This is a genomic window from Corynebacterium otitidis ATCC 51513, assembly GCF_000296405.1.
In the GTDB taxonomy this organism is placed as follows: domain Bacteria; phylum Actinomycetota; class Actinomycetes; order Mycobacteriales; family Mycobacteriaceae; genus Corynebacterium; species Corynebacterium otitidis.
The window spans coordinates 516,267-517,467 of the sequence record NZ_JH815192.1; the positions used below are offsets into that span (position 1 = coordinate 516,267).

At 72.9% G+C, this 1,201-nt stretch carries 1 protein-coding gene and 1 pseudogene; both read right to left on the minus strand.

Annotated elements, in window-relative coordinates; translation table 11 throughout:
* Positions 1-128 precede the first annotated feature (128 nt).
* Positions 129-857 (minus strand): DUF1868 domain-containing protein, encoded by a 729-nt coding sequence (locus HMPREF9719_RS02270; RefSeq protein WP_004600348.1) that lies wholly within the window; start codon positions 855-857, stop codon positions 129-131.
* Positions 858-995: 138 nt separating this feature from the next.
* Positions 996-1,201, minus strand: a pseudogene (locus tag HMPREF9719_RS02275) (hypothetical protein); the annotation flags it as partial.

The window sequence follows — 1,201 nt, forward strand, 5'->3', positions numbered from 1 at the left end:
GCGCCGCCCCGCGCCGTGCCGGCGCCCCGCCGCGGCGCCGCTCAAGGGCACGAGGCACGACAACGCCCCGCCCGCGCGCTGTTGCGCGCACAGAGCGGGGCGATGCCGCGAGAGGCGGCCGGGGCCGGCTAGAACTCGAGGATCGGCGGGAAGGACACCATGCCGTCGAAGACGGAGAACGCCGGCCGGTCGAGGGTGATCGTGCCGAGCTCTTTGAGCCGCGCGGCGTAGCCCGCGGCGAGCTCGTGGCGGCGCTCCTCGGGCAGCTCGTGGTCTTTGAGCTGGTAGCCCAGCGAGACGTGGAAGACGTACTCGTCGTGGTCGACGCGCCGCCAGCCGGTCGCCTCGGCGATAAGGTCCCGGAACTCGCGCAGCCGGGTCTCCTCGACGGGCCGGACGAGCGCCTTGGCGTTGCCGTCGACGGCGACGTCCTCGACCTCGATGTCGACGGGGCCGATCTCGGGCAGGCCGGCGGCCTCGACGCGGGCGAGCGCCGCCCGGGAGATCTGCGGGATCGTCATGCCGCCGCGCACCCAATCGGGGATCTCGCGGGCGCTATCAGAAAACGCCTCGTTCATCCCGGGAAACACCGTCATGTGCATGCTCGCCGCGGGGTGCCGGCTGAACTGCCCGGCGCCGAAATCGGCGGCCAGGTCCGCGACGATGCCCTGGAGCGTGTCCATCGCCGCCGAGCCCCGAGGCACCGGGGCGATGACCGTCCAGCCGGGGAAGCGCCTCGGCTCGGTATCGGTGAGCCACTTCTGATAGCTGCCGTCGAAGGCGGGATCCACCCCGCCCGCGAAGGACTGCTCGTCGGTCGTGCGCCGCTTCGACAGGGCGGATTCCGTCGTCCCCACTGCTCTCGTCCCTACTTTCATCCTCGACGTGCGCTCGCGCCTCACCGCGAAACAGCACATGGTGCTAACAACCCGCGAAGGGCGAACCTCACCCTATCCCAGGCGTCGAGGCAGCGCAGCGCGGAGATGGGCGACGAGTCATCGCCCCGCGCCGGACTCCTCGCAGGCCCACCGGCCGATCACCCCGGGCACCGAGGCAGGCAGGGCGCTGACGATCTCCTCGGCGTTGGATTCCGCCTCCACCGCGGTGACCACCGCCTTGACCCGCCCGCCGGCCTGCCCACCGCGCTGGCCGAGCGCCGCCGGCGCCGCAGCCGGCCCGATCGCGCGCGCGGCCTGACCCG